The organism is Neisseria sp. DTU_2020_1000833_1_SI_GRL_NUU_006 (assembly GCA_032388755.1).
Lineage (GTDB): Bacteria > Pseudomonadota > Gammaproteobacteria > Burkholderiales > Neisseriaceae > Neisseria > Neisseria sicca_C.
In genome coordinates this window covers 182,639-207,952 of the sequence record CP135593.1, presented here as the reverse complement: position 1 = coordinate 207,952, position 25,314 = coordinate 182,639, and the positions used below count along the sequence as shown (strand labels likewise).

The following is a 25,314-nucleotide window of genomic DNA, read 5'->3' as shown; positions in this document are numbered from 1 at the left end:
TGTAAAACAAGAAATAGAAAAAGGTCGTCTGAAAACCTTGCGTTTGGGTTTTCAGACGACCTTTGTGTGCATGAACTTATATCAGCAAGAAGGATTAGCCGCAGCCGGAGTGGTATGCATCAATCCAAAGGGAAGTCGGGTGCTTACCAGTCCTGCACCCGCTTCAAGTCTTTCTGCGCCAGCGTGTCGGCGTGTTCGTTGCGGCTTTTGTATTCCCTGTTTTGCAAGATGCTGTTGGCGACGTAGTTTAAGTGTATTTTGGCGGCTTCGGCGGCATCGGCGGGGCGGCGTTCCAAGATGGCTTCGTAGATGGCGCGGTGTTGCGCGATCAGCTTGGGGCGCGGGTCTTCGGTTTGGTTGGAATAGATGATGCTGCTGCGCGTCTGGCGGTAGAGCATTTTGAGCAGGCCGCCGGAGAGGTGGCTGAAGAGGATATTGTGTGCGGCATCGGCGATGGTTTGGTGAAAGCTTACGTCGGCTTCGCTTTGATGTTCCAGATGGCCGCTTTCGCAGGCGGATTCGAATTTTTGCCGCCAAAAATCAATCCGTTTCAAATCGGCATCGGTGCGCCTCTCGGCAGCCAGCGACGCCATGCAGCCTTCGATGTGGCAGCTGAAATCGAAAACGTCGGTTTCCCAGTTGGAATGTTTGCCGAGCAATTCTTGCCAGCTTTGGAGGAAATCCTGCTGCGGTTTGACGGAAACGTAATAGCCGTCGCCCTGACGCGCTTCCAAAACCTGCCGCGCAATCAGGATGTTGAGCGCGACCCTGACCGACGGGCGCGATACGCCGAATTCTTCCGCCAACGTGCGCTCGGGCGGGATTTTGCCGCCTTCTTCGTAAATGCCCGCCGCGATGCGTTCCTCCAATATCGACAATATTTGGTCGCTGATTTTTTGTGGACGAACCAGTTTTGTCATTGTAATTCCCTCTTTTCCATCATGTTTTTTTCTGCGAAGAAGACCCAAATCCGATAATGTGATGCGGCAGGCCGTCCGAAAGGGCAGTCTGCATCAAAATTGGCATGACCAAATTGGCATGACCAATGTCGCCGTATTCTAATTAACCGCCCCGTATCCCGTCAATATGGCTTGTCCTACCCGTATGTGTTTTAAAACTACATTGGGCTACATTTTTACAATTCATATAATATTTTGTTTTATTTAAAACTAAATAACAAATTTGCGCCGATGCAGCCGGGTCGTCTGAAAAAATAATTGACCGCCATATTAAAGTTTCGTAAAGTGTCCTCCGTTCTCAAAATTGGTTTTACCAATTTAAGAAAATATATTAGAAAAATATTCGGAGATTTTCCCTATGGATACTTGGATTCAAAACTATACCGCAGTGGGCGGCAGCCTATATTTGACGGCAGCCGTCGCCCTCCTGCCCATTATCTTTTTCTTTGTCGCACTGACCGTCCTGAAGCTTAAAGGCTATCAGGCGGGGCTTTATACGCTTCTGATTGCGCTTGGCGTTGCCGTATTAGGTTTCGGAATGCCTGCTGGCATGGCGGTTTCTTCCGCGCTGTACGGCTTTGCTTACGGTTTGTGGCCGATTGCATGGATTATCGTTACCGCCGTGTTCCTGTATAAAATTACCGTGAAAACAGGGCAGTTCGACATCATCCGCGCTTCCGTGATTTCGATTACCGAAGACCAACGCCTGCAAATGCTGCTGGTCGGCTTCTCCTTCGGCGCATTCCTCGAAGGCGCGGCAGGCTTCGGCGCGCCGGTGGCGATTACCGCCTCGTTGTTGGTGGGCTTGGGCTTTAATCCGCTCTACGCCGCCGGTTTGTGTTTGATTGCCAATACCGCGCCCGTGGCTTTCGGCGCGATGGGTATTCCAATCCTGGTTGCCGGTCAAGTGTCCAACCTCGACCCTTACCATATCGGTCAGGTCGCCGGCCGCCAACTGCCGATCCTGTCGATTATCGTTCCTTTCTGGTTGGTCGCCATGATGGACGGTATGCGCGGCATACGCCAAACTTGGCCTGCCGTATTGGTGGCGGGCGTATCTTTCGCCACTACCCAGTTCATTACCGCCAACTTCATCGGCCCGGAATTGCCCGACGTGACCTCCGCATTGGTCAGCCTGGTCTGCCTGTCTGCCTTCCTGAAAAAATGGCAGCCTAAAGAAATCTTCACCTTCAACGGCATGAAAAAACCGGCCGAACGCAAAGCGGGCGAATACACTGCCGGACAAATCATCAAAGCCTGGTCGCCTTTCGCCATCCTGACCGTTTTCGTCAGCGTGTGGACGATTAAGGGCGTTAAAGAGGCTTTGGGCGTTGCCACCATCAAATTCGACTGGCCGATGCTGCACAACTTGGTACAAAAAGCCGCGCCCATCGTCAGCGAACCGACACCATACGCCGCCGTGTTCAAAATTGACCTCCTCGGCGCAGTCGGTACGGCAATCCTGTTTGCTTCCATCGTTTCCGCCGCTTTGCTGAAAATGAAACCTTCCGAAGCCGTCGGCACTTTCTTTGAAACGCTCAAAGAACTGCGCCTGTCCATCCTGTCTATCGGCTTGGTACTCGGCTTCGCATTCGTGGCAAACTATTCAGGCCTGTCGTCCACATTGGCACTCGTCCTCGCCGCCACCGGCACCGTGTTCCCGTTCTTCTCGCCGTTCCTCGGCTGGCTGGGCGTATTCCTGACCGGTTCGGACACTTCCGCCAACGCGCTCTTCGGTTCGCTGCAAGCCAGCACTGCGCATCAAATCAACGTCGTACCCGAACTGACCGTCGCAGCCAACACCACCGGCGGCGTGACCGGCAAAATGATTTCGCCGCAATCCATCGCCATCGCCTGCGCGGCGGTCGGTCTGGAAGGCAAAGAATCCAACCTGTTCCGCTTTACCGTGAAACACAGCTTGATTTTCTGTACCTTCGTCGGCCTGCTGACCCTGCTGCAAGCTTATGTCTTGCCGTGGACGCTGGTTTTCTTCAACAAATAAGCCAACCGGCTTGAAATAAAAGGTCGTCTGAAATCCAATTTGGGTTTCAGACGACCTTTTTTTCGTTGTGGGCTGCAAATACGGATATGCAGAAGGTTTTTATTTGAATCTGTGATATAGCTAAATTATAGTGGATTAAATTTAAATCAGGACAAGGCGACGAAGCCGCAGACAGTACAGATAGTACGGAACCGATTCACTTGGTGCTTCAGCACCTTAGAGAATCGTTCTCTTTGAGCTAAGGCGAGACAACGCCGTACTGGTTTAAAGTTAATCCACTATACTTTATTTTCGATACGCAACTTACTGACTGTCGCCATTCCCGCGTAGGCGGGAATCCATTTTTGAAATTCAGAAACTGTTTTTCAAATCGAGGTTTCTTTAGATTGTACGATGGATTACCGCCTGAGCGGGAATGACGGAATTTGATGACCTACTGTATTTAAAGTTAAGTATGTTTGCAATAGTCTCGGGTTTCAGACGACCTTAATCCACTATACGATAAAAATTTGATAGAAGGCTTGAATTAAGGTCGTCTGAAACGTTATGCTTACCGTCTGTATTCCCATTTTTACCCGAAAGCAAAACCATGAGCAAAACCGTCCGTTATCTGAAAGATTACCAAACGCCTGCCTACCGCATTCTCGAAACCGACCTGCATTTTGACATTGCCGAACCGCAAACCGTCGTGAAATCCCGTTTGACGGTCGAGCCGCAGAGGGTGGGGGAGCCGCTGGTGTTGGACGGTTCGGCGAAACTCTTGTCCGTCAAAATCAACGGCGTGGCGGCGGATTATGTGTTGGAAGGTGAGACGCTGACGATTGCGGGCGTGCCGTCCGAACGCTTCACCGTCGAAGTGGAAACCGAAATCCTGCCGGCGGAAAACAAATCGCTGATGGGGCTGTATGCTTCCGGCGGTAATCTGTTTACCCAATGCGAGCCGGAGGGCTTCCGCAAAATCACGTTCTACATCGACCGTCCTGATGTGATGTCCAAGTTCACGACCACCATCGTCGCGGACAAAAAACGCTATCCCGTTTTGCTTTCCAACGGCAACAAAATCGACGGCGGCGAGTTTTCAGACGGCCGCCATTGGGTGAAATGGGAAGACCCGTTTGCCAAACCGAGTTATCTGTTTGCTTTGGTTGCGGGCGATTTGGCGGTCACGGAAGACCGCTTCACCACCATGAGCGGCAGAAACGTCAAAATCGAGTTTTACACCACCGAAGCGGACAAACCCAAGGTCAGCTTTGCCGTGGAATCGCTGAAAAACGCGATGAAGTGGGACGAAACGCGCTTCGGTTTGGAATACGACTTGGATATTTTCATGGTCGTCGCCGTGGGCGATTTCAATATGGGCGCGATGGAAAACAAGGGTTTGAACATCTTTAACACCAAGTTCGTACTTGCCGACAGCCGCACCGCCACCGATACCGATTTCGAAGGCATCGAATCTGTGGTCGGACACGAATATTTCCACAACTGGACGGGCAATCGCGTAACCTGCCGCGACTGGTTCCAGCTTTCGCTGAAGGAAGGGCTGACCGTTTTCCGCGACCAAGAGTTTTCCGGCGACCGCGCCAGCCGCGCCGTGCGCCGCATCGAAAACATCCGTCTGCTGCGCCAGCACCAGTTCCCCGAAGACGCAGGCCCGACCGCCCATCCGGTGCGCCCCGCCAGCTATGAGGAGATGAATAATTTCTACACCATGACCGTTTATGAAAAAGGCGCGGAAGTGGTGCGGATGTATCACACCCTGCTCGGTGAAGAGGGCTTTCAGAAAGGCATGAAGCTCTATTTCCAACGCCACGACGGACAGGCAGTGACCTGCGACGATTTCCGCGCGGCGATGGCGGACGCGAACGGCATCAATCTCGACCAGTTCGCCTTGTGGTACAGCCAGGCGGGCACGCCCGTTTTGGAAGCGGAAGGTCGTCTGAAAAACAATATTTTCGAGTTGACCGTCAAACAAACCGTGCCGCCCACGCCCGATATGGCGGATAAACAGCCGATGATGATTCCCGTCAAAATCGGGCTGCTGAACCGCAACGGCGAAGCAGTGGCATTCGATTATCAGGGCAAACGCGCAACCGAAGCTGTATTGCTGCTGACCGAAGCCGAACAGACCTTCCCGCTCGAAGGCGTAACCGAAGCCGTCGTTCCCTCGCTGCTGCGCGGGTTCAGCGCGCCGGTGCATCTGAACTATCCGTACAGCGACGATGACCTGCTGCTCCTGCTCGCCCACGACAGCGACGCCTTCACGCGCTGGGAAGCCGCCCAAACGCTCTACCGCCGCGCCGTCGCCGCCAATCTTGCCGCGCTTTCAGACGGCGTTGAACTGCCGAAACACGAAAAACTGCTTGCCGCCGTCGAAAAAGTCATTTCAGACGACCTCTTGGACAACGCCTTCAAAGCCCTGCTTTTGGGTGTGCCGTCTGAAGCCGAGCTGTGGGACGGTGCGGAAAACATCGACCCGCTGCGCTACCATCAGGCGCGCGAAGCCTTATTGGATACGCTTGCTGTCTACTTCCTGCCGAAATGGCACGAATTGAACCGTCAGGCGGCGAAGCAGGAAAACCAAAGCTACGAATACAGCCCCGAAGCCGCCGGCTGGCGCACGCTGCGCAACGTCTGCCGCGCCTTTGTCCTGCGCGCCGACCCCGCGCACATCGAAACCGTTGCCGAAAAATACGGCGAAATGGCGCAAAACATGACCCACGAATGGGGCATCCTGTCCGCCGTCAACGGCAACGAAAGCGATACGCGCAACCGCCTGCTGACGCAGTTTGCCGACAAGTTTTCAGACGACGCGTTGGTAATGGACAAATATTTCGTCCTCATCGGCTCAAGCCGCCGCAGCGATACCCTGCAACAGGTTCAAACTGCCTTGCAGCATCCGAAATTCAGCCTCGAAAACCCCAACAAAGCCCGCTCGCTCATCGGCAGCTTCAGCCGCAACGTCCCGCATTTCCACGCAGAAGACGGCAGCGGCTACCGCTTCATCGCCGACAAAGTCATCGAAATCGACCGCTTCAACCCGCAGGTCGCCGCCCGCTTGGTGCAGGCGTTCAACCTCTGCAACAAGCTCGAACCGCAACGCAAAAACTTGGTGAAACAAGCATTGCAGCGCATTCGGGCGCAGGAAGGATTGTCGAAAGACGTAGGTGAAATCGTCGGCAAGATTTTGGATTGAGGCACTATCCAAATAGACGGATTCCGCATTCTTTTGGACACACATACCTAATCGTTAAGCCCGTAAAAAAAGGCGCATGATTGCGCCTTTCTCAAACGAAGGAGCTGGTGTGCGGGTATGTTGTTGCCATTGCTGCCATTTCGATGCAGATGAAAAATCATGATTGAGAAGCAGGAGTACCGTTTCTGAACTAGAAATCTCAACAAAAATAAAAGGTCGTCTGAAAACGTAAGATATTTGTTTTCAGACGACCTTTAAGTTTCCAACGCATCAAATCGCTATTTGCCCGCTTTCAGCGATTGCCACAGGCGGACGCTCAGACGGCTTGCATCTGTTGATTTGGGCGATACGATGAAACTTTTATCCATCAATTCCTTGGTCGGGAAGATAGACGCATCGCCGGTATATTTTTCGTCCATCAATGCACGGGCAGGGCGGCTGGCGGGGGCGTAGGTAACGAAATTGCCGTTTTGCGCCGCGACTTCGGGATCGAGCGTGTGGTTGATGTATTTGTGCGCATTGGCGGTATTTTGGGCATCGCGCGGAATCATCAGGGAATCCACCCAGATGCCGACGCCGCTTTTGGGTGCTAACACTTCGATTTCGACGCCGTTCTTCGCTTCTTGCGCGCGTGTTTTGGCGATGTTCAAATCGCCACCGTAACCGACTGAAACGCAAAGGTTGCCCGCTGCCATATCGTCAATATAGCCTGACGAAGTGAAGCGTTTGATGTCGGGACGCACTTTTTTCATCATGTTGACGGCAGCTTTGATGTCGTCGGGGTTTTCGGTATTCGGGTCTTTGCCTAAATAATGCAGCGCGAGCGGGATTTGTTCGATGGCGCTGTCAAAATAGCTGATGCCGCAGGATTTCAGCTTTTTGGTGTATTCGGGATTGAACACCAAATCCCATTCGTTTTCGGGCAGCTGCTCCGTTCCCAAGGCTTTTTGAACCAGTTTTTTGTTGATGGCGAGCGTGTTGATGCCCCAGAAATAAGGGACTGCGTATTGGTTGCCCGGATCGACTTTTGCCATCATGGCAAGCAGGTCGGCATCGATATTGGCGTAGTTCGGGATTTGGCTTTTGTCGATTTTTTGATACGCGCCGGCTTTGATTTGGCGTCCGACGTTGGCAATGGACGGTGCAACGAGGTCGTAACCAGATTTACCGGTCAAGAGCTTGGCTTCGAGGGCTTCGTTGCTGTCGTAGTAGTCGTAGCGGACGTTGATATGCGTATTTTTTTCGAACGCTTCAAGCGTGGCGGGATCGACGTAGTCCGACCAGTTGTAGATATTGAGCTTGTCGGACGCAGTATGGGAAGAAGGGGCGGAAGATTCTGCGGCGGTTTGTTGTCCGCCGCTGCATGCAGTCAAGACGAGGCCGATGAGTGCCGCCGCCATTGAAGTTTTTTTCATGGGTACAGTCCTTTTGTGGAAGGGGGGATTGTTGCAGCGGCGGCAGTCAGTCAGTCAAGCGCAGACTGTCCGCATACAAAAGGTTAACTGTGGGGGCGGCCGGCATATGCCTCGGGCCCTTGATTCAGCAGGTTCGCATTAAACGGCAAAATCCCTGTCGGCGCAATAGGTTAGACGGGAAAATTTCTTCTTTTTTTCGTTGTTTCCAGCTATGGTTTTCTTCATAAACAAAAAAATATTCAGACGACCTGTTACATACTGGCTACACATAAATTTTCCCTATCCGCACACCCATGTCCTTTGCCTGAAACCCATGTTATTTGTTATACTTTTTGAGAACTATTTTTAATTAAATCAAATCCGAATCCCCGCATGACTACCCCCGACTCCGCCACCGTAACCGACCACACCCGCCAATGGCTCGAAAAAGCCGTCATCGGGCTCAACCTCTGCCCCTTCGCCAAAGCGCCGCACGTCAAAAACCTCGTGCGCATCAGCGTCAGCCAGGCCCGCCATCTGGACGGTTTCCTCGAAGACCTGGACCGCGAATTGCAGCTTTTGGGCGATACGCCCGCCGACGAGCTGGAAACCACCCTGCTTGTCCACCCGACCCTTTTTCCCGACTTCGACACCTTCAACCAAATGCTCGACATTGCCGATGCCGCCGTTGTCGACAACGGTTTGGAAGGCATTGTCCAAATCGCCCCGTTTCATCCCGATTTCCAATTTGAAGGCACGGATTCAGACGACATCGGCAACTACACCAACCGCTCGCCTTACCCCACCCTGCACCTCATCCGCGAAGACAGCATCGCCAAAGCCTCACAAGCCTTCCCCGACGCCTCCGCCATTTTCGAGCGCAACATCGCCCTACTTGAAAAAATGGGACACGAAGGCTGGGACAAGCTCAATATTCCCCGCTGCCCGTTTGATCACGGCAAAACCAAAGCATCCGAATAAGATTTCCAACAAAACAACATGATTCGCTACTTACTCATCTTTTGCGGCGCAGTTTCCTTTCTCTTAGGCATCATCGGCATTTTTCTGCCGATTATGCCCACCACCCCCTTCATCATCCTTGCCGCCGCCTGCTGGGCAAGAGCCTCGCCCCGCTTCCACCGCTGGCTGCACCAACACCGCTATTTCGGCCCCATGATACAAAACTGGGAAAACAACGGCGCCGTCCCGCGCAAAGCCAAAATCTTCGCCATCAGCATGATGAGCCTATCCTGCATCTTCATGTTTTGGCGCTTTCCCGAAAAATGGTGGATAGGCGCGGCGTCCACATTGGGCTGCGGCTGCGTCGCCGTCTGGATGTGGCTGCGTCCCGAACCCTGAGTCGTGTTCAAAATCCGATATTCAATTATAGTGCCTCTTTAGCTGAATACCATGCAGCAACAAACTATCCTCAAACCAAACTTCTAATCCCAATATACATAGAATATTGACATCAGAAAATTCCGTGTCTAATATCATTATCATGGAATTACAAAGACAATCGGCTTTAAGACAAGCCTCTGACAACAAAGATGTGATTGATCCCAAGAAAAATAAATGAGGCATCCCTTTATGAATAAATTTATTTTAACCCTTTGTCTTGGCGCGTCTTCCGCCGTCTCCTTTGCCTGTTCGCCCGGCATTGGCGGCGGCCCTTCCGGAGACCCCCATTGTATGGCCCCTATTTTGGCAAACGATCCCTATTACAATGGTTCTATGAATAATGGTCAAGTAGGCAGACCTAAGACCACTACTATATATCTCCCTTCTAAATACGGTGCTGTAGCTGTGAATCCGGATACAGGTTACGTAAGCGGCGTATTAAATCAGGACTCTTTGTCTAACGCGAAGAAAAATGCTTTGGCCGAATGCAAGAAAAGAGATCCTCAAGGTTCATGCAAAATAGTTTCATGGGTTAGGAATGGATGTATTGCTGGAGCCGAAGGCAAGGCAATTAATCCTCCGGGGCATTGGCATTCTTTTTATGTTGGTAGAGAAAAAGGATTAGCAGAAGCTGTCGCATTGGCGAAATGTAAAGCTGATTCTAGCCTGAGCAACTGCCGTATTTTTTTACCTGAAGGCTGTTCTCTCCCCTGACATTTAACAATCCTAATGGTCGTCTGAAAACGCAGTTTCCGTTCCGAAACCGTATTTTCAGACGACCTTTTGTCATTTCAAACCATCGGTTTTAAAATATCCGCAACACAAACTGCCAAAAGGAAAACCGCCATGGCACAATTCTTCGCCATCCACCCCGACAACCCGCAGGAACGCCTGATCAAACAAGCCGCCGACATCGTCCGCAACGGCGGGGTCATCGTGTACCCCACCGACTCCTGCTACGCGCTCGGCTGCAAACTCGGCGACAAAGCCGCGATGGAACGCATCCTCGCCATCCGCAAAATCGACTTGAAACACCACCTGACCCTCATGTGTGCCGATTTGAGCGAATTGGGCACTTACGCCAAAGTCGACAACGCCCAATTCCGCCAGCTCAAAGCCGCCACCCCCGGCAGCTACACCTTCATCCTGCAAGCGACCAAAGAAGTCCCCAACCGCACGCTGCACCCGAAACGCAAAACCATAGGCCTGCGCGTGCCCGACAACAACATCGCCTTGAGCCTGTTGCAGGAATTGGGCGAGCCGCTGCTCAGTTGCACCCTGATGCTGCCTGAAGACGACGAGCCGCTGACCGACCCTTACGAAATCCGCGACCGTCTCGAACACAGCGTCGATTTGGTGATTGACGGCGGCTGGTGCGGCACCGAGCCGACCACCGTCATCGACATGACCGACGGCACGGAACTCATCCGCCAGGGCAAAGGCGACACCGCCCTATTCGGTCTGTAAGCCCCAAAAACTATAGTGGATTAACAAAAATCAGGACAAGGCGACTAAGCCGCAGACAGTACAGATAGTACGGAACCGATTCACTTGGTGCTTCAGCACCTTAGAGAATCGTTCTCTTTGAGCTAAGGCGAGACAACGCCGTACTGGTTTAAAGTTAATCCACTATAAAAGGTCGTCTGAAAACCCAAATCCGTTTTCAGACGACCTTTTTATTCAACTTTTTTGCTGCCACACCACATCCCTCACGTTTTGCACCATGAAACTCTATGTTGTCGGTCATATTCATATATAATACCGACCTTCAAAAATAATTCCCTCAATAATTACATTACGGAAATAACAAATGGAAAATACCCAAACTCCCTCCCGTTGGCGTTTTGCCCTCAAAAACGCGGGCTGGCATCTTGTCGTCAGCCTGATACTTGCAGGCCTCGCGGCACTTTTGGTCTTCGCCGTCTGGTATCCCTACCCCTACTCAGAACTGACGGGCGGATTGAATTTGTACACACTCGTCGTCTCGGTCGATATTGTCTGCGGCCCCCTTCTGACACTGGTTCTCGCCAGCCCCAAGAAAAAACTGCGCGAACGCATTACCGACTTTTCTTTGGTCGGCATCATCCAGCTCGCCGCTCTGATTTACGGCTTGCACAGCGTTTCCTTAGCGCGCCCCGTCGTTGCAGCCTTTGAAAAAGACCGTATCAACATTGTTACCGCCGCTGAAATCGACGAAGCGGATTTAGCCAAAGCCCCCGAAAAAATGCGTCAACTGCCGTGGTTCGGCATCGAACGCGTCAGCCTGCGCGATCCCGCAACCGTCGAAGAAGCCAACGAAAGCCTCAGCCTTTCCCTCAAAGGCATAGAACCGAGTATGCGCCCGAATTGGTGGCAGCCCGACAGTCCTGCAGAACGTGCGAAAATCCGCAGTGCGATGAAACCTTTGGCAGAACTTGCCATTGCCCGAAACATGAGCGAAGCGGACATCCTCAAAGCCACCTCCGTCAAACAAGCCGACAAACCTCTGTTTTTCCTGCCGCTTACCAGCGGGAAAATCAAAAACTGGATTGTCGTCATGGATGAAAACGCCGACTTCCTCGGCTATGCGCCGATTGACGGCTTTATCGACAAAAAGCCCGAATTTAAAGAAAAAGTTATCTGATAGACAATTAGGTCGTCTGAAAATAGATTCCGCCCAATACCGCCGATAAAATTTCAGATAATCTCTCACCGTCAAAATGGTCGAACCCGAAGTCAGGGATTCGGCCTTTTCCGTTTAAAGCAATCCTATCCGGTGGTATGATGGGAAACATTCGCATCATCGGATGGATATAATATGGGGACGTCAAATAGTATCTCTCCCATCCCCCATAAGATCGGATTTTGATTCAGAAAGGAAAAACATGAGCGGCAACGCATGGCTTTTTTGGGCATTGGCTTCCGCAGGTTTCGCCTCGTTGACGGCGATTTTCGCCAAAATGGGTTTGCAGGGCATCGATTCAGATTTCGCCACTTTCATCCGCACGCTGGTCATCCTTGCCGCGCTGGTCTTGTTCCTGACCTATACCGGCAAATGGCAGGGTGTGAACGGGTTTACAGGAAGAAATTGGACTTTCCTGATTCTCTCCGGCCTCGCCACCGGCGCATCTTGGCTCGCCTACTTCAAAGCCCTACAACTGGGCAACGCTTCGCAAGTCGCCCCCGTCGATAAATTCAGCTTGGTATTGGTTGCGCTGATGGCGGTGGTCTTTTTGGACGAACGCCCCAGCACTCAGGAATGGATTGGGCTGGGGCTGGTTACGGCGGGCGTATTGACATTGGCTTTGAAACGCTAGAAATATAGTGGCTTAACTTTAAACCAGTACGGCGTTGCCTCGCCTTGCCGTACTATCTGTACTGTCTGCGGCTTCGTCGCCTTGTCCTGATTTAAATTTAATCCACTATATTTTTCCAATGAGAAAGGTTGTCTGAAAACCAAAATTCAGGTTTTCAGACGACCTTTTTACTTCCTTAACAACTTTACCTGACGCGTTTTACCTGCCCGACTGTGCCCACACGTTTTGCAGGTAGGCGTAGGTCAGCTCGGCGGTGCCGGAGACCAGCGCGATGTCGCTGCCCAAGTCTTCGGCTTTGCCCACGCCTATGGGCAAGGCGCCTGAGGCTTTGATGGCGGCGACGCCGGCGGCGGCGTCTTCAATGCCGATGCAGCGGCGGATGTCCGCGCCCACGCCCTCGGCAGCGGCGAGGAAGATGTCGGGGGCGGGTTTGGAATGCGCGACGGCGGCAGGGTCGGCGACGGCGTCGAAGAAGTGGGTCAGCCCCATGCGTTCCAGCAGGAACGGGCCGTTTTTACTGGCGGACGCGAGGGCGATTTTTTTGCCGTTTGCCCTCAATGCTTCCAGCAGCGGCAAAATGCCGGGGTACACGTCTTCGGGTTTGACTGCCTGAATCATCTCGACGTAGTTGTCGTTTTTGCGGCGGGTCAATTCGGCGAACTCGGCTTCGCCGACGGTTTTGCCGCCGTGCGCGAGGATGCGTTTGAGCGAATCGTCGCGCGATACGCCTTTGAGCTGCTCGTTAAACTTGCGGTCGATACTGATGCCCAGTTCTTCGGCGAGCTTTTTCCATGCGCGGTAGTGGTATTCGGCGGTGTCGGTGATGACGCCGTCGAGGTCAAAGAGCACTGCGGTAAAAGTCATTTTACGCCCTCCTTATTTTTCCAACGCAACGGTGTGGCTGCCGTTGAGCGTGATGTCTTTGCCGTACACCTGCAAATCGAGCGGCTCGCCTTTGAGCAGGGTGAAGACGACGTTTTCTTTGCCGACGGCGACTTTAATCAGACGGCCGCGGTAGTTGATGTGGAAGGCATAGCCTGTCCACGCACTCGGCAGGAACGGGGCGAAGCTGAGTTTGCCGCCCCAGGTTTTCATTTGGGCGAAACCTTGGACGATGGCGAGCCAGGAGCCGGTCATGGAGGTGATGTGCAGACCGTCTTCGGTGTCGTTGTTGTAGTTGTCCAAGTCCAGGCGGGCGGTGCGCTGGTACATTTCCACGGCTTTTTCTTCTTTGCCCAGTTCGGCGGCGAGGATGGCGTGGATACACGGCGACAGCGAGCTTTCGTGCACGGTCATCGGTTCGTAGAAGTCGAAGTTGCGGCGTTTTTCGTCGATATTGAAACGGTCGCCGAAGAAGTAGATGCCTTGCAATACGTCCGCCTGTTTGATGAAGGGCGAACGCAGGATTTTGTCCCACGACCATTTCTGGTTGAGCGGCAAATCGTCGGGCGAAAGCGCGGACACGGGACGGATGTCTTTGTCGAGGAAGCCGTCGTGTTGTACGAACACGCCGAGTTCTTCGTCATGCGGACGGTACATATTCGCGCTGATGTCCGCCCATTTTTCCAACTCGGCGGCGCTCACGTTCAAATCCGGACGCGGGTATTTCGCCAGGGCTTCACGGGTGTAGTCCAATACCCATGCGGCGAGGGTGTTGGTATACCAGTTGTTGTTGATGTTGTTTTCGTATTCGTTCGGACCGGTTACGCCGTGAATCATGTATTTGCCGTTGCGTTTGGAGAAGTGGACGCGGTCCGCCCAGAAGCGGGACACTTCGACCAAGACTTCCAAGCCTTCTTTGGCAAGATAGCTTTCGTCGCCGGTGTAGTTGGTGTAGTTGTAGATGGCGTAAGGAATCGCGCCGTTGCGGTGGATTTCCTCGAAGGTGATTTCCCATTCGTTGTGGCACTCGATGCCCGTAAACGTCACCATCGGATAGAGTGCGCCCGCCAAGCCCTGTTCGCGCGCGTTGTGCTGCGCCTGCGGCAGTTGGTTGCGGCGGTATTGCAGCAGGTTGCGGGTAACTTCGGGTTCAGCCAGTGCAAGATAGAGCGGCACGGCATAGGCTTCGGTGTCCCAATAGGTCGCGCCGCCGTATTTTTCGCCGGTAAAGCCTTTCGGGCCGATGTTCAGGCGAGCGTCTTCGCCGTAGTAGGTGGAGAACAGTTGGAACAGGTTGAAGCGGATGCCCTGCTGCGCTTCGTCGCTGCCTTCGATGACCACGTCGGCGATTTCCCAACGGTGCAGCCAGCCCGCTTTGTGCGCGTCCAGCAAGGTTTCAAACGCAACGCCTGCGATTTTTTCCGACAAGGCGCGGCCTGCGGCTTTCACTGCTTCCAAGCCCTGATAATCGCGGCTGGTGGTGACAATCACGCGTTTTTCAAAGGTTTCGGGCGTACCGCCGACTTCGGCTTCAAAAGAATTGGAGACCTGCCAGTCGGTTTGGCTGCCGCCGAGGGCTTTGAAGCTGCCGGCGAAGGTTTGCTCGGCGTTGACGATGAATTGTTCCACGCCGAAAGGATTGGCGACGGTTTGGGTGGCAATGTAGGAGCGGTCGTCTGAAACGCCTTTGTCCAATACCTGCCAGAATTTTTCTTCGTAGTTCGAGTCTTCGTTTTTCACGTCGGCATCGATGATGGAATCGATGCGGACTTGGTGGGTTTTGCCGTCAACGGATACGGCTTCCCAGCGGATGAGAGCCTGTTCTTTTTGCGCGACGGATAGGAATTTGCACACATCGAAACGCACGCCGAATACGGTGAACGAGCGGCGCAACACGCCGTGCTGCATATCGAGTTCGACGGAGAAGCCGGCAACGTCGTTTTTCGCCAAGTCCACTTCCTGGCCGTCGACAAAGATTTTGACTTTGCTGAAATTGAGCGCGTTGATGGCTTTGCCGAAATATTTGGGGTAGCCGTTTTTCCACCAGCCGACGCGGGTTTTGTCGGGGAACCACACGCCGGCGATGTAGGTACCCAAGTGGCTGTCGGCAGAGTAGGTTTCCTCAAAGCTGCCGCGCATACCCATATAGCCGTTGCCCAAGCTGGTCAGGCTCTCTTGCAGCCGTTTGTGTTCTTTTTCCAGTTTTGCCGAACGCAGCGTCCAAGGGCTGATTTCCATGATTCTTGTGTACATCGTAAAGCTCCTGTTTTAATGGTTTTATGGCAAACCGTTTTGAAATACGGTTCGTCTTATTCAATCGGATAAAGCGTCGGCAGAAGTTTCAGACGACCCTCCTGCCGATAAATGAAGAAAATTATGCGCCGCCGTGTGTCTCTTTAATCAGGAACACGGAAAACGCGCCCAGCAGCAGGACGACGCCCCCTACCAAGAACATATTGGCCTGCAAACCGCCCATCATCGGGAACAATATGAAGCTCAACAGCGAAGCGACGATTTGGGGCATACAGATGGAGCCGTTGAACAAGCCCAAATAAGTGCCCATGTGTTTGCCCGACAAGGCGTTGGTCACAATCGTCAGCGGATAAGTGATGATGCCCGCCCAAGCGATGCCGATTAAGATGTAAGACAACACCAGCGCGTATTGGTTGCTGATGAAGAATACGGAGAAAAAGCCGAGCGCGCCCAAAGCCAGGCAGCTGAAATAACCCGCCTTATGGTATTGGTTGGGGATTTTCGCCAATACAAACGAACAAATCACCGCCGCAACCGACTGCACTGCCGCCAATACACCGTACCAGTTGCCCGCTTCCTGATAGCCTACGGAAGACGCATCGGTCGTGTGCCACACGTTTTCCGCAATCGCGCCTGCGGAATAAGTCCACATATATTGGAAGGCGAACCAGCAGAAAAACTGCACCAGAGTAACCGTCCAAAACGCTTTAGGTGCGGTTTTCAAGAGTTCAATCCAGTTGGTCTTTTCCTGATTCGCCACCACATCGATGCCGTGGTAGCGGGCGTAGGTTTCCGGATCGTATTCCTTCACTTTAAAAATCGTGAACGCGCTGGTAATCACCAGCAACGCCGCACCCACATAAAACGCCACGACCACGGTCTGCGGCACGACGCCTTTCTCGGCAGTGTTCGCCAAACCGATATACGCAAACACAAACGGCAGAATCGCCGCCAAAACCGCGCCCGTATTCGCCAAGAAGCTCTGAATCCCGTAGGCGTAGCTTTTCTGCTCCTCATTGACCATGTCGCCAACCATCATCTTAAACGGCTGCATCGCCATATTCGACGACACGTCCAACAGCGCAATCATCAGCGCGCCGAACGACAAAGCCGCCAGCGACGCATAACCGAAACCGAAGCTGCCCGAGTTCGGCATCAGAATCATCACAATGACCGCAATCAGCGTGCCGTAAAGCAGATACGGCAGACGGCGGCCGCCCAAGCGCGGCTTCCATGTGCGGTCGGAGTAATAACCGACAATCGGCTGCACCAGCATCCCCGCCAACGGCGGCAGGATAAAGAACCAGCCGAGGCTGTGCGGGTCGGCACCGAGCGTCTGGAAGATGCGGCTCATCTGCGAGCTTTGCAGGGTAAAGGCCGTCTGAACGCCGAGAAAACCGAAACTGAGCATCCAAATCGTGCTTTTCGGCAGCGAGGGCAAGCCCTGCCGCGTAGGTTGCGTATTGTCCGACATGAGGTAGTCCTTTCGTTTTTTTGTAAAGAAAGCAATAAAACCATTTAAGCATTGACCCAAACCAGCCCTATTCGTTCATTTATCTTTACAATCGGGCGTTCGAAAAATTAAGGAAGGGGTCGTCTGAAAGCGTAGTTCTGATAAGCACGGGAAAGCGTCATGTTGCCCGTACGCAAAATTTCCCCATTCTATCCACGACGGCGGCAAACAGACAACCGTTGCACGTCCCAAACCTGTCTTACATCAAACATAACGGCAAACTTTCTTTTCCCCTATTTACAGAATACATTCCCTGCCTTTTGCCCGAAAAAGAGAAAAATCCCCACAGACAGTTTTCAGACGACCTTTTTCAATTCACCGTTTAAAATAGTAAACCGCCCTAAAACAGGGTAAAATACGCTCCGTTTCCAACACGACGCCTGAATCAGCAGGCTTTTATTATGGACCTTCCCAGTTCGTTTTTACTGAACTTCCCTTCCGGTTTATCCCGAAATACACGATAACCATCCCGCCGAAATGCCCTCCCGCATCCGGCGGGCGGAGCATTTATGAGCATCGAACAAACCCCTCCGAACCTTGAAAACGACGGTATCGAAAGCGACGTAGAGCGCGTTTCCGCCGATTTCGACCGTATCCACGCGCTGTGCGAAATTCTTTCGCCCGCCTTCCCGCAAATTGAGGAAGGCGTGCCGATTGAGGACGAGGCGTTGCGCGACAAATTTACTGAGCTGACCGTCCTTTTGAACGAGCTGCACCCTGCCGACGTGGCGGCGGTGTTGGAATCGTTGCCGCCGCGCGAACGTAATATCGTCTGGCTTCTGGTTACGCCTGAAGACGACGGCGAAGTGTTGCTGGAAGTCTCCGATGCGGTGCGCGAAACGCTGATCGAGTCGATGGACAAAGATGAGCTGTTGGCGGCGGTCGATGATTTGGACGCAGACGAGCTGGCGGAGCTGGCGGGCGATTTGCCGCACCAGGTGGTCTATGAAGCCTTGCAGACGCGCGACGAGGAAGAGCGCGCCCAAGTCAAGGCGGCGATGTCGTATGAAGACAACCAAGTCGGTGCGATTATGGACTTCGAGTTGGTCAGCATCCGCGCCGACGTTACTTGTGAAGTGGTGCTGCGTTATCTGCGCCGCTTCGAGAGCCTGCCTGACCATACAGACAAGATTTTCGTGGTCGATGAAAACGACATCCTGCAAGGCGTGCTGCCCATCCGCAAACTTTTGGTTGCCGATCCTGAAGACTTGGTGGCGGACGTGATGGCGACCGAAGTCGTGCGCTTCCGTCCCGAAGACGACGTGGAGGAAGCAGCGCAGGCGTTCGAACGTTATGACTTGGTTACCGCGCCCGTGGTCGATGAAAACAAAAAGCTCATAGGCAGGATTACCATCGACGAGATGGTGGACGTTATCCGTGAAGAATCGGAAGCGGATATGTTGAACATGGCGGGTTTGCAGGAAGAGGAAGATTTGTTTGCGCCCGTCTGGGATTCGGTAAAAAACCGCTGGATGTGGCTTGCCGTCAACCTCTGCACCGCCTTTCTCGCCAGCCGCGTTATCGGCGCGTTTGAAGGCAGTATCGAGAAAATCGTCGCACTCGCCGCGCTGATGCCCATCGTCGCCGGTATCGGCGGCAACTCCGGCAACCAAACCATCACCATGATTGTCCGCGCGATGGCGATGGGGCAGTTGACAGGGATGCAGGCAGGGCGGTTGTTGAAAAAAGAAGTCGGCGTCGCTTTGGTCAACGGCATCATCTGGGGAACGGTCATGGGCGTGGTGTCATGGCTGCTGTACGGCAGCATCGGCATCGGCTTGGTGATGGTCGCCGCAATGACGCTGAACCTCTTGCTTGCCGCTTCGGTCGGCGTACTCATCCCAGTCATCATGGATAAATTCGGACGCGACCCCGCCTTGGGCAGCTCGGTGCTGATTACGGCGGTAACGGATTCCGGCGGTTTTCTGATTTTCTTGGGGCTGGCAACGATGTTTTTGCTGTGAGGTCGTCTGAAAAGCGGATGGGAAAGATAAAAGGTCGTCTGAAATCATGTGATTATGGGTTTCAGACGACCTTTTTAACTTTTATGGTGGATGAGCGTGAATTGAAGATAAACAAAAAACTTCCCCATTAATACAAAAAACTTCCTTGACAGGTAAATTCGGCGGGGCTGTGAGTAGGACGCTGCGATACCTGCCGCGGATTGTAGCGTGGGCTTTGCCCACGAAATCGATGGCTTGGTTTCCGAGTCGGGCGATAAATAGTATTGTTTTTTTTCGTGGGCGAAGCCCACGCTACGGCTGGGTGTGGATAGGTCGTCTGAAACCCTATCTTTAAGTATTTCAGACGACCTTTTATAGTGTATGAACCTAAAAATCACCCATTCCGTTATTGCCGTGCAGGCACGGTTCGAATCCTTCTGCCTTCATGAAATATTCAAAGACGGCCTTCATTTTAATACCGCCCTCGCTTTATCTGCCGTACATTTCCCACAAGCTTTCTTGCAGGCTGAATGCGGGTTCGCCGTTTTCGGGGCGGGCGCGGATGTAGCTGCCGTCGGGCTGCATCAGCCAGGCGCGAGTGTTGTCTTGCAGCGCCATTTCGATGCCTTCGCGGATGACGCGGGCTTTGAGTTCGGGCGTGAAAATCGGGGTGGCGACTTCGATGCGGCGGAAGAAGTTGCGCCCCATCCAGTCGGCGCTTGAGATGAAGGTGTCGTCCGCGCCGTTGTTGTGGAAGCAGTACACGCGTGAGTGTTCGAGCTGTCTGCCGATGATGGAGCGGACGCGGATGTTTTCAGACAGGCCTTTGACGCCGGGGCGCAGGGTACACATGCCGCGCACGATGAGGTCGATTTGCACGCCTGCGCTGCTGGCGCGGTAGAGGGCGTCGATGACGCTCGGCTCGATCAATGAATTCATTTTGGCTCGGATGCGGGCGGGTTTGCCTGCTTTGGCGTGTTGGATTTCGCGCTCGATGCGGTCGATGACCATTTTGTGCAGGGTGAACGGGCTTTGGTAGAGCTTGTTCAGACGACCCGGTTTGCCCAAGCCTGTGATTTCCATAAAGATGGTGTTCACGTCGGCGGTGATTTGGTCGTCGGCGGTGATGATGCCGAAGTCGGTGTAAATCCGCGAGGTGCCTTGGTGGTAGTTGCCGGTGCCGAGGTGGGCGTAGCGTTTAAGCGCACCGTTTTCGCGGCGGATGACGAGTGCCATTTTGGCGTGGATTTTGTAGCCGAATACGCCGTAAACGACGTGTGCGCCTGCGTTTTCAAGCTGTTGCGCCCAGTTGACGTTGTTGGCTTCGTCAAAACGCGCCATGAGTTCGACGACGACGGTTACTTGTTTGCCGGCAAGGGCGGCTTTCATCAGGGCGCGGACGAGTTCGGAATTGCTGCCGGTGCGGTAAATGGTCATTTTGACGGCGAGGACGGCGGGGTCGGCGGCGGCTTCGCGTATCATGTGGACGACGGGGTCGAAGGACTGATACGGATGGTGCAGCAGGATGGGCGATTGTTTCGCCAGTTTGAAAATAGAGCCGTTCTTGCGCAATGCTTTCAGACGACCTGCTCCGCGCGCGGGAAACTTGAGGTCGGGACGGTCAACCAAATCGGGAACGGCATTAAGGCGCACGAGGTTGACCGGGCCTTTGACTTGGTAAAGCTCGGCGGGGGTGAGTTTGAACTGGGCGAGCAGGAAGTCGTGGATGTGGGGCGGGCAGGTGTCGGCGACTTCGAGGCGCACGCCGTCGCCGTATTCGCGGTCGTGCAATTCGTTTTGAATGGCGGCGCGCAGGTTTTTGAGGTCTTCTTCATCGACGGTCAGATCGCTGTCGCGGGTGAGGCGGAACTGGTGGCAGCCTTTGACCGTCATGCCGGGGAAGAGTTTGCCGACGTGGGCGTGCAGGATGGAGGAGAGGAAGACGAAGCCGCTGCCGCCTTCGCACAATTCTACGGGTAAGGGGACGACGCGCGGCAGGATGCGCGGGGCTTGTACAATCGCCATGCCGGAGGGGCGGCCGAATGCGTCCGTACCTTCAAGCTCGACAGCGAAATTGAGAGATTTGTTCAAGGGCCGCGGGAAGGGGTGCGACGGGTCGAGTCCGATGGGGGTAAGGATGGGCAGCAGTTCGGCGTCGAAATACTGCTCGATCCATTTCTGCTGCCCTGCCGTCCAGTTGCGGCGGCGGTAGAAATGGATGCCTTGTTTGCTCAACTCGGGCTGCAAGACTTCGTTGAACAGGCGGTATTGCTCCTGTATTAGAGCGTGCGCTTCGGCGGCGACGGCGGCGATGGTTTCGGACGGCGTGGTGCCGTTGTCCAAACGCTCGTGCGGATTCATTTTTTGCGCACGTTTGAGCCATGCCATGCGTACCTCGAAAAATTCGTCGAGATTGGAAGAGACGATGCACAAAAACCGCAAACGTTCCAAAAGCGGCACGTTTTCATCCTGCGCCTGCGCCAAAACGCGGCGATTGAAAGCAAGCAGGCTCAGTTCGCGGCAGAGGATGCGGTTTTGTTCGGGCATGGTGTTCTCCTGAAGCGGGTGGGTCGGACGGTTAATTGGGAAGTATAACGCGTTTCGGACGGGCGGGGCAGTGGTGCGGGATGGGCGGGCGGTTGATAGGGTGGGAGGTCGTCTGAAAAGACAGATTCACTATAAAAACAAACGTATTTACAAAAGCAGAATTAAGATGAAAAACCATAAAAATAGTCGTCTGAAAACGAATGTGGCGGGTTTGCTCTATCGTTTCAGACGACTATTTTCATCAGAGGAAGATTCGCGGGCAAAGCCCGCGCTACGGGTTGTCGCGGTTGAGTTTAAACCGTTTCAAATAATAAAAGGTCGTCTGAAACCCGTTTTCAGACGACCTCTTTGCCGTTTTATTTCACTGCCGATTCAAATCAGAACAAGCCGTGGATCACGCCGTCTGCGTCTACGTCGATTTTCTCGGCGGCGGGGACTTTGGGCAGGCCGGGCATTTTCATCATGTTGCCGCACAGGGCAACGATGAAGCCTGCGCCGGCGGAAACGGTGATGCCGCGCACGGTGATGCGGAAGCCTTCGGGGCAGCCTAAGAGTTTGGCGTTGTCGCTGAGGGAATATTGGGTTTTCGCCATGCAGACGGGCATTTTGTCCAAGCTCAGTTTTTCCAGCGAGGCGATTTCGGCGGATGCTTCTGCGCTGAAATCGACATCTTCCGCGCCGTACACTTTTTGGGCAATGGCGCGGATTTTGTCTTTGATGCTCAACTCGACATCGTAGGCGAAGCTGAAGTTATTGGGTTGGTTGTCGATGGCGTTGACGACTTTGCGCGCCAAATCCGCGCCGCCCGCGCCGCCTTTGCCCCACACTTCGGTCAGGGAAACTTCGACGCCGTGTTCGGCGCAGGCTTTTTCAATCATGGCCAACTCAGCATCGGAGTCGGACACGAAGCGGTTGATGGCGACGACGACGGGCAGGCCGAATACGTTTTTCAGGTTGGCAATGTGTTTCAGCAGGTTGGGCAGGCCTTTTGCCAAGGCTTCGAGGTTTTCTTCGCCGAGGTTGGCGCGTTCTACGCCGCCGTTGTATTTCAAGGCGCGGACGGTGGCGACGACGACGGCTGCATCGGGTTTCAAGCCGGCAAGGCGGCATTTGATGTCGCAGAATTTTTCCGCGCCCAAATCCGCGCCGAAGCCTGCTTCGGTTACGGCGTAATCGGCAAGGTGTTTTGCCAGACGGGTGGCGGTAACGGAGTTGCAGCCGTGGGCGATGTTGGCGAAGGGGCCGCCGTGTACGAAGGCGGGCGTGCCTTCGATGGTTTGCACCAAGTTGGGTTTGATGGCGTCTTTGAGCAATGCCGCCATCGCGCCGTGTGCTTTCAAATCTTTGGCGTAAACGGGGCTGCCGTCTTTGGCGTAGGCGACGAGGATGTTGCCCAAACGCTCTTTCAAATCGCTGATGTCTTTGGCAAGGCAGAATACCGCCATGACTTCGGAGGCGACGGTGATGTCGAAGCCGTCGGGACGCATCACGCCGTCAACGGGTTTGCCCATGCCGTCGATGATGTTGCGCAACTGGCGGTCGTTCATATCGACCACGCGACGCCAAAGCACGCGTTTGGGGTCGATGTTCAATTCGTTGCCTTGGTAGATATGGTTGTCGAGCATGGCGGCGAGCAAATTATTCGCCGCTCCGATGGCGTGGAAGTCGCCGGTGAAGTGCAGGTTGATGTCTTCCATCGGCAAAACTTGGGCATAGCCGCCGCCCGCTGCGCCGCCTTTGACGCCGAATACAGGCCCTAAAGAAGGTTCGCGCAGGGCGATAACAGAATCTTTGCCGATGTGGCGCAACGCGTCCGCCAAACCGATGGTAACGGTGGTTTTGCCTTCGCCCGCCGGAGTCGGGTTGATGGCGGTAACCAAAATCAGACGGCCTTGTTTTTGCGGCAGTTTGAACGCTTCGGCAGGATTGATTTTGGCTTTGTAATGGCCGTAGGGTTCGATATTGTCAACGTTCAAACCCAGCTTGGCGGCAATTTCGCCAATCGGACGCATGGTGGAAGATTGGGCGATTTCGGCATCGGTTTTGAAGCTCATGGTTTTCCTTTACTGAATGGAGAAGAAAAAGAGGAGGGTCGTCTGAAAGCCCATCGGAAAGACAAACGCTGATGGATTCAAAAGAATTTTAGGCATATTATAGCGTTATCTGAGAATGAATCGCAGTGAAAAATTCGATAATTCAATAAAAATACAGTTCATATTGTTGACAATTCATAATCAAAGGTCGTCTGAAAAATGTCTGTCCCAAAAGATTTGCACACCCACACCATACCCGCCGTCTATTTTTCCGACACCGCCACCGAACACGCCCGCCGTTTGGCGCAGAAATTCGACCTCCCTACCCTGCCCTGCCCGCCCGACAACGGCGAATACCTGCTTGCCGATGCGGAGGGTGTCAGCTTGTGCCGCGCGGGGGAAAAGGGGCGCGTCCGCGTCGACTTCGGCGGCGGCGCAGCCCAATACCGGCGCACCAAAGGCGGCGGCGAGCTGATTGCCAAAGCGGTCAACCACACAACCAAACCGACCGTCTGGGACGGCACCGGCGGACTCGGGCGCGACAGCTTCGTCCTCGCTTCGCTCGGTTTGAACGTCCAAACCTTCGAGCAGCATCCCGCCGTCGCCTCCCTGCTTGCCGACGGTCTCGAACGCGCGCTGCAAGACCCTGAAATCCAAGACATCGCCCGCCGCATTACCTTCCATTACGGCGACGCCGTCGAGTTGATGCAGGAACTCGCCGCCCAATCGCGCCCCGATATCGTGTACCTCGACCCCATGTACCCCGAACGCCAAAAATCCGCCGCCGTCAAAAAAGAAATGGCGTATTTCCACAGCGTCGTCGGTGCCGCCCAAGAAGAAGCCAAGCTGCTTGCCGTCGCCCGCGCCGTCGCCAAAAAACGTGTCGTCGTCAAACGCCCGCGCCTCGGCGAGTTTCTCAACGGCGAAAAACCTGCCTACCAATACACGGGCAAAAGCACCCGCTTCGATGTGTATTTGCCCGACCATCCGGTTAAAGACGGGGAATAATTCAAAATGTAAAGGTCGTCTGAAAACGGGCAAAATGGTTTATCGGCATCCCCACCTGAATTTTCAGACGACCTTTTCCCTTCATAAACCAACAAATTAGAATAAACACTCGTTGAAAAAATACGCATTCGGACGAATTTTCCGAATCTGCCCGTTTTGTTCAAAAACCGCCTTTTTTCGAGATTTTGCTAGACATTTGTCGGCAAGTTCGGGAGAATAGTCAAATTCATTTACGGGGTTTCTGCTCCTGAGAATGCCCCTTTATGGAACAAAATACTGTCCGGTTTGCGCCGTTGCCGCAGGCCGGTTGTTTTCTGAAATATCACGCAACAAACACGGCCGCTTAACGACATTTGGGCCGTATCTAAAGGAACGAAAATGGATTTGCGCAAGTTAAAAAAACTGATTGATTTAGTAGAAGAATCAGGTATCGCCGAAATCGAAGTGACCGAAGGCGAGGAAAAAGTCCGCATCACCCGCGCCACCGCCGCTCCGGCTCCCGTTTATGCCGCGCCCGCCCAAGTAGCGGTGCCTGCCTCTGCACCCGCCGCCGCGCCTGCCGCCGCAGCAGCCCCCGCTCCCGCAGCCCCAGCCGCCCGCGACCTATCCAACGCGCAAAAATCGCCTATGGTCGGTACGTTCTACCGCGCGCCCGGCCCGAATGCCGCCTCCTTCGTCGAAGTCGGTCAGCAAGTCAAAGCCGGCGATACGCTGTGTATCATCGAAGCGATGAAGTTGATGAATGAAATCGAAGCCGAGAAATCCGGCACGGTTAAAGAGATTCTGGTGGAAAACGGTACGCCTGTGGAATTTGGCGAGCCGCTTTTCATCATCGAATAATTCGTTTTCAGACGACCTTCCGGATTGCGGGGAGGTCGTCTGAAATGCTT

18 protein-coding genes and 2 pseudogenes are annotated in these 25,314 nt (G+C 53.8%); 12 read left to right on the top strand and 8 right to left on the bottom strand.

Annotated elements, in window-relative coordinates; translation table 11 throughout:
- Positions 1–143 precede the first annotated feature (143 nt).
- Entirely contained in the window at positions 144–920 is a 777-nt protein-coding gene (locus RSJ68_00935) for a FadR/GntR family transcriptional regulator (GenBank protein ID WNU97364.1), read from the bottom strand.
- Between the two features lie 397 nt (positions 921–1,317).
- On the opposite strand from RSJ68_00935, the gene RSJ68_00930 reads away from it, so the two are divergent.
- Both RSJ68_00930 and pepN read left to right on the top strand, forming a co-directional pair.
- Positions 1,318–2,961: a lactate permease LctP family transporter gene (locus RSJ68_00930; GenBank protein WNU97363.1), complete on the top strand. Its 1,644-nt coding sequence runs from the start codon at positions 1,318–1,320 to the stop codon at positions 2,959–2,961.
- A gap of 589 nt (positions 2,962–3,550) precedes the next feature.
- Positions 3,551–6,154 (top strand): aminopeptidase N, encoded by a 2,604-nt coding sequence (gene pepN / locus RSJ68_00925; GenBank protein ID WNU97362.1) that lies wholly within the window; start codon positions 3,551–3,553, stop codon positions 6,152–6,154.
- A 278-nt stretch (positions 6,155–6,432) separates the two neighbouring features.
- Here pepN and RSJ68_00920 read toward each other — a convergent pair whose 3' ends face one another.
- On the bottom strand, positions 6,433–7,569 hold the full coding sequence (locus tag RSJ68_00920) for a polyamine ABC transporter substrate-binding protein (GenBank protein ID WNU97361.1): 1,137 nt from the start codon (positions 7,567–7,569) through the stop codon (positions 6,433–6,435).
- Positions 7,570–7,941: 372 nt separating this feature from the next.
- Here RSJ68_00920 and RSJ68_00915 point away from each other — a divergent pair, with 372 nt between their 5' ends.
- The 6 genes from RSJ68_00915 to RSJ68_00890 all read left to right on the top strand — a co-directional run bounded on the left by RSJ68_00915 (position 7,942) and on the right by RSJ68_00890 (position 12,245).
- Complete coding sequence (locus RSJ68_00915; GenBank protein WNU97360.1) at positions 7,942–8,529, top strand: DUF1415 domain-containing protein; 588 nt, start codon at positions 7,942–7,944, stop codon at positions 8,527–8,529.
- Positions 8,530–8,547: 18 nt separating this feature from the next.
- Positions 8,548–8,907: a YbaN family protein gene (locus tag RSJ68_00910; GenBank protein ID WNU97359.1), complete on the top strand. Its 360-nt coding sequence runs from the start codon at positions 8,548–8,550 to the stop codon at positions 8,905–8,907.
- Between the two features lie 231 nt (positions 8,908–9,138).
- Positions 9,139–9,663 (top strand): DUF4189 domain-containing protein, encoded by a 525-nt coding sequence (locus tag RSJ68_00905; GenBank protein WNU97358.1) that lies wholly within the window; start codon positions 9,139–9,141, stop codon positions 9,661–9,663.
- A 132-nt stretch (positions 9,664–9,795) separates the two neighbouring features.
- Positions 9,796–10,416: an L-threonylcarbamoyladenylate synthase gene (locus RSJ68_00900; GenBank protein ID WNU97357.1), complete on the top strand. Its 621-nt coding sequence runs from the start codon at positions 9,796–9,798 to the stop codon at positions 10,414–10,416.
- A 343-nt stretch (positions 10,417–10,759) separates the two neighbouring features.
- Positions 10,760–11,572, top strand: a complete 813-nt coding sequence (locus RSJ68_00895; protein ID WNU97356.1) for a fimb protein — start codon at positions 10,760–10,762, stop codon at positions 11,570–11,572.
- A 241-nt stretch (positions 11,573–11,813) separates the two neighbouring features.
- Entirely contained in the window at positions 11,814–12,245 is a 432-nt protein-coding gene (locus RSJ68_00890) for an EamA family transporter (protein ID WNU97355.1), read from the top strand.
- 2 nt (positions 12,246–12,247) lie between these two features.
- On the opposite strand, the pseudogene RSJ68_00885 reads toward RSJ68_00890, so the two are convergent.
- The 4 genes and pseudogenes from RSJ68_00885 to RSJ68_00870 all read right to left on the bottom strand — a co-directional run bounded on the left by RSJ68_00885 (position 12,248) and on the right by RSJ68_00870 (position 16,854).
- Positions 12,248–12,358 (bottom strand): annotated as a pseudogene (locus RSJ68_00885) (IS5/IS1182 family transposase).
- Positions 12,359–12,443: 85 nt separating this feature from the next.
- The gene (pgmB, locus tag RSJ68_00880; protein WNU97354.1) at positions 12,444–13,109 is read right to left on the bottom strand and encodes a beta-phosphoglucomutase; all 666 of its coding nucleotides are present in this window, start codon (positions 13,107–13,109) and stop codon (positions 12,444–12,446) included.
- A gap of 12 nt (positions 13,110–13,121) precedes the next feature.
- On the bottom strand, positions 13,122–15,380 hold the full coding sequence (locus RSJ68_00875) for a glycoside hydrolase family 65 protein (GenBank protein ID WNU97353.1): 2,259 nt from the start codon (positions 15,378–15,380) through the stop codon (positions 13,122–13,124).
- Positions 15,381–15,501: 121 nt separating this feature from the next.
- Positions 15,502–16,854: an SLC45 family MFS transporter gene (locus tag RSJ68_00870; GenBank protein WNU97352.1), complete on the bottom strand. Its 1,353-nt coding sequence runs from the start codon at positions 16,852–16,854 to the stop codon at positions 15,502–15,504.
- A gap of 548 nt (positions 16,855–17,402) precedes the next feature.
- Here RSJ68_00870 and mgtE point away from each other — a divergent pair.
- Positions 17,403–18,857 carry a magnesium transporter gene (gene mgtE, locus RSJ68_00865; GenBank protein ID WNU97351.1) on the top strand — a complete coding sequence of 485 codons (1,455 nt, stop codon included), beginning with the start codon at positions 17,403–17,405 and terminating at the stop codon, positions 18,855–18,857.
- Positions 18,858–19,325: 468 nt separating this feature from the next.
- Here mgtE and ppk1 read toward each other — a convergent pair whose 3' ends face one another.
- Together ppk1 and RSJ68_00855 are read right to left on the bottom strand one after the other, a co-directional pair.
- Positions 19,326–21,383, bottom strand: coding sequence for a polyphosphate kinase 1 (gene ppk1, locus RSJ68_00860; protein WNU97350.1), 2,058 nt, complete (start codon positions 21,381–21,383; stop codon positions 19,326–19,328).
- 377 nt (positions 21,384–21,760) lie between these two features.
- Positions 21,761–23,437, bottom strand: a complete 1,677-nt coding sequence (locus RSJ68_00855) for a formate--tetrahydrofolate ligase (GenBank protein WNU97349.1) — start codon at positions 23,435–23,437, stop codon at positions 21,761–21,763.
- Positions 23,438–23,635: 198 nt separating this feature from the next.
- On the opposite strand from RSJ68_00855, the gene RSJ68_00850 reads away from it, so the two are divergent.
- The 3 genes and pseudogenes from RSJ68_00850 (at position 23,636) to accB (ending at position 25,264) form a co-directional block, all read left to right on the top strand.
- Positions 23,636–24,424 carry a class I SAM-dependent methyltransferase gene (locus tag RSJ68_00850; GenBank protein ID WNU97348.1) on the top strand — a complete coding sequence of 263 codons (789 nt, stop codon included), beginning with the start codon at positions 23,636–23,638 and terminating at the stop codon, positions 24,422–24,424.
- Positions 24,425–24,606: 182 nt separating this feature from the next.
- Positions 24,607–24,744 (top strand): annotated as a pseudogene (locus RSJ68_00845) (acetyl-CoA carboxylase).
- Positions 24,745–24,802: 58 nt separating this feature from the next.
- Positions 24,803–25,264, top strand: a complete 462-nt coding sequence (gene accB, locus RSJ68_00840; GenBank protein ID WNU97347.1) for an acetyl-CoA carboxylase biotin carboxyl carrier protein — start codon at positions 24,803–24,805, stop codon at positions 25,262–25,264.
- Positions 25,265–25,314: the final 50 nt, after the last annotated feature.

What these genes read in the sequence shown, in the direction of transcription:
- RSJ68_00920 (WNU97361.1), bottom strand. Translation starts at nt 7,569, where the DNA reads ATGAAAAAAACTTCAATGGCGGCGGCACTCATCGGCCTCGTCTTGACT.
- RSJ68_00910 (WNU97359.1), top strand. Translation starts at nt 8,548, where the DNA reads ATGATTCGCTACTTACTCATCTTTTGCGGCGCAGTTTCCTTTCTCTTA.
- RSJ68_00905 (WNU97358.1), top strand. Translation starts at nt 9,139, where the DNA reads ATGAATAAATTTATTTTAACCCTTTGTCTTGGCGCGTCTTCCGCCGTC.
- pepN (WNU97362.1), top strand. Translation starts at nt 3,551, where the DNA reads ATGAGCAAAACCGTCCGTTATCTGAAAGATTACCAAACGCCTGCCTAC.
- RSJ68_00935 (WNU97364.1), bottom strand. Translation starts at nt 920, where the DNA reads ATGACAAAACTGGTTCGTCCACAAAAAATCAGCGACCAAATATTGTCG.
- RSJ68_00900 (WNU97357.1), top strand. Translation starts at nt 9,796, where the DNA reads ATGGCACAATTCTTCGCCATCCACCCCGACAACCCGCAGGAACGCCTG.
- RSJ68_00850 (WNU97348.1), top strand. Translation starts at nt 23,636, where the DNA reads ATGTCTGTCCCAAAAGATTTGCACACCCACACCATACCCGCCGTCTAT.
- RSJ68_00890 (WNU97355.1), top strand. Translation starts at nt 11,814, where the DNA reads ATGAGCGGCAACGCATGGCTTTTTTGGGCATTGGCTTCCGCAGGTTTC.
- pgmB (WNU97354.1), bottom strand. Translation starts at nt 13,109, where the DNA reads ATGACTTTTACCGCAGTGCTCTTTGACCTCGACGGCGTCATCACCGAC.
- mgtE (WNU97351.1), top strand. Translation starts at nt 17,403, where the DNA reads ATGAGCATCGAACAAACCCCTCCGAACCTTGAAAACGACGGTATCGAA.
- accB (WNU97347.1), top strand. Translation starts at nt 24,803, where the DNA reads ATGGATTTGCGCAAGTTAAAAAAACTGATTGATTTAGTAGAAGAATCA.
- RSJ68_00875 (WNU97353.1), bottom strand. Translation starts at nt 15,380, where the DNA reads ATGTACACAAGAATCATGGAAATCAGCCCTTGGACGCTGCGTTCGGCA.
- RSJ68_00915 (WNU97360.1), top strand. Translation starts at nt 7,942, where the DNA reads ATGACTACCCCCGACTCCGCCACCGTAACCGACCACACCCGCCAATGG.
- RSJ68_00895 (WNU97356.1), top strand. Translation starts at nt 10,760, where the DNA reads ATGGAAAATACCCAAACTCCCTCCCGTTGGCGTTTTGCCCTCAAAAAC.
- RSJ68_00855 (WNU97349.1), bottom strand. Translation starts at nt 23,437, where the DNA reads ATGAGCTTCAAAACCGATGCCGAAATCGCCCAATCTTCCACCATGCGT.
- RSJ68_00870 (WNU97352.1), bottom strand. Translation starts at nt 16,854, where the DNA reads ATGTCGGACAATACGCAACCTACGCGGCAGGGCTTGCCCTCGCTGCCG.
- RSJ68_00930 (WNU97363.1), top strand. Translation starts at nt 1,318, where the DNA reads ATGGATACTTGGATTCAAAACTATACCGCAGTGGGCGGCAGCCTATAT.
- ppk1 (WNU97350.1), bottom strand. Translation starts at nt 21,383, where the DNA reads ATGCCCGAACAAAACCGCATCCTCTGCCGCGAACTGAGCCTGCTTGCT.